This window comes from Robinsoniella sp., from assembly GCF_034124845.1.
Genome location: NZ_JAWYAJ010000541.1, coordinates 1,773 through 6,208, shown reverse-complemented (window position 1 = coordinate 6,208; position 4,436 = coordinate 1,773). Strand labels below are relative to the sequence as shown.

Here is a 4,436-nt window from a genome sequence, read left to right as displayed (position 1 = left end):
TTTTATGCCTGCTATGATGAAGGAGGGAAGGTAAGTCCCAAACGTGTTCGAGCCCTTACTCAATATTTTATTGAGAAAGGCGTAAAAGGAGTCTATGTAAATGGATCATCAGGGGAGTGCATTTATCAGGATGTTGAAGAGCGTAAGGAGATTATTGAGAATGTGATGGAGGTTGCTAAGGGAAAACTGACGGTTATCAATCATGTTGCTTGCAACAATACGGAGGACAGCATGAACCTGGCAAAGCATTCTGAGGGCGTGGGAGTAGATGCAATTGCTTGTATTCCCCCCATTTATTTCAGATTGCCCGAATATTCGATTGCTGCTTATTGGAATATGATCAGCGATGCGGCTCCAAACACAGATTTCATTATATACAATATTCCGCAGCTTGCCGGCACTGCGCTGACAATGAGCCTATTGGCAGAAATGATGAAAAACCCAAGAGTCATAGGGGTGAAAAACTCTTCTATGTCTACACAGGATATCCAGATGTTCAAGGCAGCAGGAAAAGCGGCAAAGGGTGAGTTCGTTGTATTTAACGGTCCTGATGAGCAGTTTGTTGCCGGCCTTGCAATCGGAGCTGACGGAGGAATTGGAGGAACATATGGGGTAATGCCTGAGCTGTTCCTGAAATTAAACGAAATGATTGAAGCAGGGAAAAAGAACTCAGCAACAGAATTGCAGTATGGCATTAATGAAATCATTAGTAAGATGTGTTCAACACGCGCCAATATGTATGCTGTTGCAAAAGAGATTCTACGTATCAATGAGGGGGTAGATATCGGAGGTGTCCGACTCCCTCTGGAAAATCTTCAGGAAACCGATCGAGATATTGCCCATGAAGCAGCTTCCATAATAGAGACGGTGAGGAAAAAATATCTGTAATTGTATGAAAAAAGCCAACGTCTTATGGTGTGATGTTATATTTTCAAGTAGGTATTCGTATAAATAGTCACGTATTCTCTTTACCATCTTCAATGACACCCGGGATATTCATGTCCAGTTACAGGATTTGTGTGGGATTAAATTATCTGCGAATTTTAAAAAAATAGCGAGGCAGCACAATAAACAAGCAAAAGAGCCATCATGGTATTTACCAGCTTAGTATGTTTGGAGAAGAATTTACAAAATGCCGATCCAAACAAAGCCCATATAAAAGAACCGGAAGCACCAATTAACGAGAGTATGACAGTAAATGCTATCAATGCCGAAACAGAATGATAGACCGGCAAGATATAAAGCGACATAGCACTAATTGCATAAATGTAAATTTTAGGATTGGCAAATTGCAATAACATCCCTGAAAGAAAGCTGGCTTCTTTGCCGCCGTCAGCATTTAAATCGGAAGAACTTTTCAAAACTTTCCACGCAAGGTATAGCATATAAGCAGCGCCTAATATCTGCATAGCAATTTTTATTTTGGGGAGGTACGAATACAGTGTTGCACTAAAGGCGGTACAAACAGACATAACGACTGCAAATCCTACCAGTATTCCGAGATTAAAGGGAACACTCCGACGGAATCCTAACCTTATTGCATTGCTCATGGAAAGCAGATTATTTGCACCTGGAGTGTAAGCCGTAATAAAACAATAAATAAAAAAATCATATAAATGGAACATATTAACCTCTTTCTACTTCAACAGTGATAAATAACCACTTATGAAAATTATAAGTATGATAATTAGAAGGATATAGCCGATGTACATCTTGAATATAGCGCCATTCCTCTTTACAAACCTAAATCAAAATTGTATAATAGTACAAAATGAACATTATATTGGATATGTACGATATAATAATACAACTAGTACATTATATTGTCAATAGAGAGGAGCGATTTTTTTTGGATTCCATGAATATGATTGTTGCCAAAAATATTAGGCGGCTGCGTGAAAATAACAAGTTAAGTATGGACGAACTTGCAAAGTTAAGTGGTGTTAGTAAGAGTATGCTTGCACAAATTGAACGTGGTGACGGAAATCCGACTATTTCTACATTGTGGAAAATTTCAAACGGAATGAAAGTGCCATTTGATGCTTTAACAATTCGTCCAAAGTGCCTATATGAGATTGTAAAAACATCGGAAATTCAGCCTTTACTTGAAGATGGAGGAAAGGTAAAAAACTATTCTATTTTTCCAGATAATGAGAACCGCAGATTCGCAGTATATTATCTGGAATTAGACAAGGGCAGTTATTGGGAATCTGAACCACATTTAAAGGGAACCACTGAATTTATTACAATTTTCACTGGTAAAATTGAGATTTATTCCGACGGTCAAAAGTTTATAGTTGCTAATGGTGAGAGCATACGATTTAGAGCAGATACCGTTCATTCATACAAAAATGTAGGCAATGAATCTGCAATGCTGCACATGATCCTTTTCAACCCCTAATTGTTTTCCTGAGAGAAAAATACTAAATATATTTGAAAATATTTAACCAATTCTTATCCTGTAAATTCTCAAACCCCTGATTTATCAGGGGTTTGAGATATATAGATGGAATAGCAGTCTTTTATTATCTTTGTCATAAATGATCTCTTCGACTAACGATCTCATAAAAGCCCCTTTTACTTCATAGTCTATAGCAGGATTTTTAACAACATCGTATACTTTTTGTATACACTTTTTTACATCTTCATTTGAGAGAACCTGAGGCTCAGACGGAGTATAGGAAGCAATCATTTTTTCTATTTCTTCACGTTCATTTTTTATTCTGGATTTATTTTCTTTATATTCTTCTAATGTATCAATTTCATTTTCATAGGCAAGTTTGATTCGTCTTTCACGATTGTTTAACTTTTCTAATTGTATTTTTAACAGATCTAACTCGTTGTCATCACTGCGATTATCTGGCAAAGTATATCTATATTCAAAATTCATTCCATTCAATACGCTTTCAAAATATCGGATTACACCTTCATATAGCTTTTTCTCAGATATGCACATAGATCCGGGATGCATTCCCTTGCTATACTGCCAGCATTGAAAAAATCCATTTCCGTTACTTTCTCTTTTGTTATAAGCAAGAGTAGAACCACATATAGGGCATCTTATAAGTCCGGAAAGCCAATGCTGGCAAGTTGATACACTTCGGCGTTTTACAGGTCGAAATTCACTGTTTAAACGAGCTATGCGGGCTTCATATTGTTCTAAACTAAACCTTACTTCGTGTGTCCCCATAAATTTATTACCATTCCATATTACTATGCCGGCATAAAAAGGATTTTTTAAAATATATTCGATACTTCGTTTCTCAAATGTATTTCCCCGCTTTGTTCTATATCCCATGGCATTTACTTTTCTGGCAATACTGGTAGGTTCCAAATGAAGATTATCATATTGGTTACAAATATATTCTACGATTTTAAATTCTTCTTCATTGATAACGAAAGGTCTGCCGTCGCTTACGGCATTATACCCCAGACAAGGAGCAGCCTGATAGCCTCCGCGCAGGGCTTTTTCTGTCATTCCTCTGACAACTTCACCAGATAGGCGAATAGAGTAGTATTCATCCATCCACTCAATGATTCTCTCTATCAAACTGCCAAATGGTCCTTCAATCAATGGCTCAGAGATACTGACAACATCAATATTACATTGCTTACGTAAAAGTGATTTATAAACGATGCTTTCTTCCTGATTACGTGCAAATCGACTAAACTTCCAAACTAATATTACCTGAAAAGGAGCTGGCTTTTGTTTGGCATTTGATATCATTTTCTGGAAAGCTGGCCTTTTGTCGGCATGCCGCCCTGAAATTCCATTTTCTATATAAATATGTTCCGGTGAAACCATTATTTTATTTTTCTTTGCATATTCGAGCCCCAAGCGTTTTTGAGCATCTGGAGACAATTCCTCCTGTTTATCTGTAGACACACGAATATAGAGTGCACCTTCTTGGTAATTATCTGTAGAAGGATCATCTTTCATTAAATCACCTGTCCAATCAAAACTGCCTATACAGCGGTTTTCTCTATTTCATTCCTGTATCAGAATTATTCTTTTCTCTTACAAACCCAATACTCATCATGGCACGGTCAACAACTTGTATAAGTATTTTTCTCCCTTCTTCTATTGGCAATGTATCAAGATTCACCCATTCTCCATTTACTTTTATTTGGCTGACTACTTCCAATGCCATAAACCCACACCTCCATGTTTCATGCATCTACTTGTTCAATTCTATGCCCCACTGGTTGTACTTGTTGCAAGTATGTTTAATATTTTTAACTTGAGATCTAAGCCGGGGTATTTTGTTTCTGGACGGCGTTTATTACTTTACGGAGAAAATAAGGAAAAAACAACTGAAAAAATAATGTTTGGCATTGGGGCGTGCGATGTTATTCATCAATAGATCCTATCAATGGGAGGATTAGGGACTGATTATAAGAACAGGAATGGTTCACAGACAGAAATGATATTAGCA

The 4,436-nt window shown here is 37.1% G+C and carries 5 protein-coding genes; 2 read left to right on the top strand and 3 right to left on the bottom strand.

What is annotated here, in order from left to right; translation table 11 throughout:
* A partial coding sequence (locus ACH2DQ_RS26960) for a dihydrodipicolinate synthase family protein (RefSeq protein WP_395028681.1) occupies positions 1 to 888 on the top strand: 888 nt, incomplete at its 5' end.
* 155 nt (positions 889 to 1,043) lie between these two features.
* Here the strand turns inward: ACH2DQ_RS26960 and ACH2DQ_RS26955 are convergent.
* Entirely contained in the window at positions 1,044 to 1,625 is a 582-nt protein-coding gene (locus ACH2DQ_RS26955; protein ID WP_394911440.1) for a LysE family transporter, read from the bottom strand.
* 233 nt (positions 1,626 to 1,858) lie between these two features.
* Between ACH2DQ_RS26955 and ACH2DQ_RS26950 the strand changes: the two genes are divergently transcribed.
* The gene (locus ACH2DQ_RS26950) at positions 1,859 to 2,401 is read left to right on the top strand and encodes a helix-turn-helix domain-containing protein (RefSeq protein WP_394911462.1); all 543 of its coding nucleotides are present in this window, start codon (positions 1,859 to 1,861) and stop codon (positions 2,399 to 2,401) included.
* A gap of 84 nt (positions 2,402 to 2,485) precedes the next feature.
* Here ACH2DQ_RS26950 and ACH2DQ_RS26945 read toward each other — a convergent pair whose 3' ends face one another.
* Positions 2,486 to 3,940, bottom strand: a complete 1,455-nt coding sequence (locus ACH2DQ_RS26945; protein WP_394911439.1) for a recombinase family protein — start codon at positions 3,938 to 3,940, stop codon at positions 2,486 to 2,488.
* A gap of 43 nt (positions 3,941 to 3,983) precedes the next feature.
* Positions 3,984 to 4,151: a hypothetical protein gene (locus ACH2DQ_RS26940; RefSeq protein ID WP_394911438.1), complete on the bottom strand. Its 168-nt coding sequence runs from the start codon at positions 4,149 to 4,151 to the stop codon at positions 3,984 to 3,986.
* Between the last annotated feature and the right edge of the window lie 285 nt (positions 4,152 to 4,436).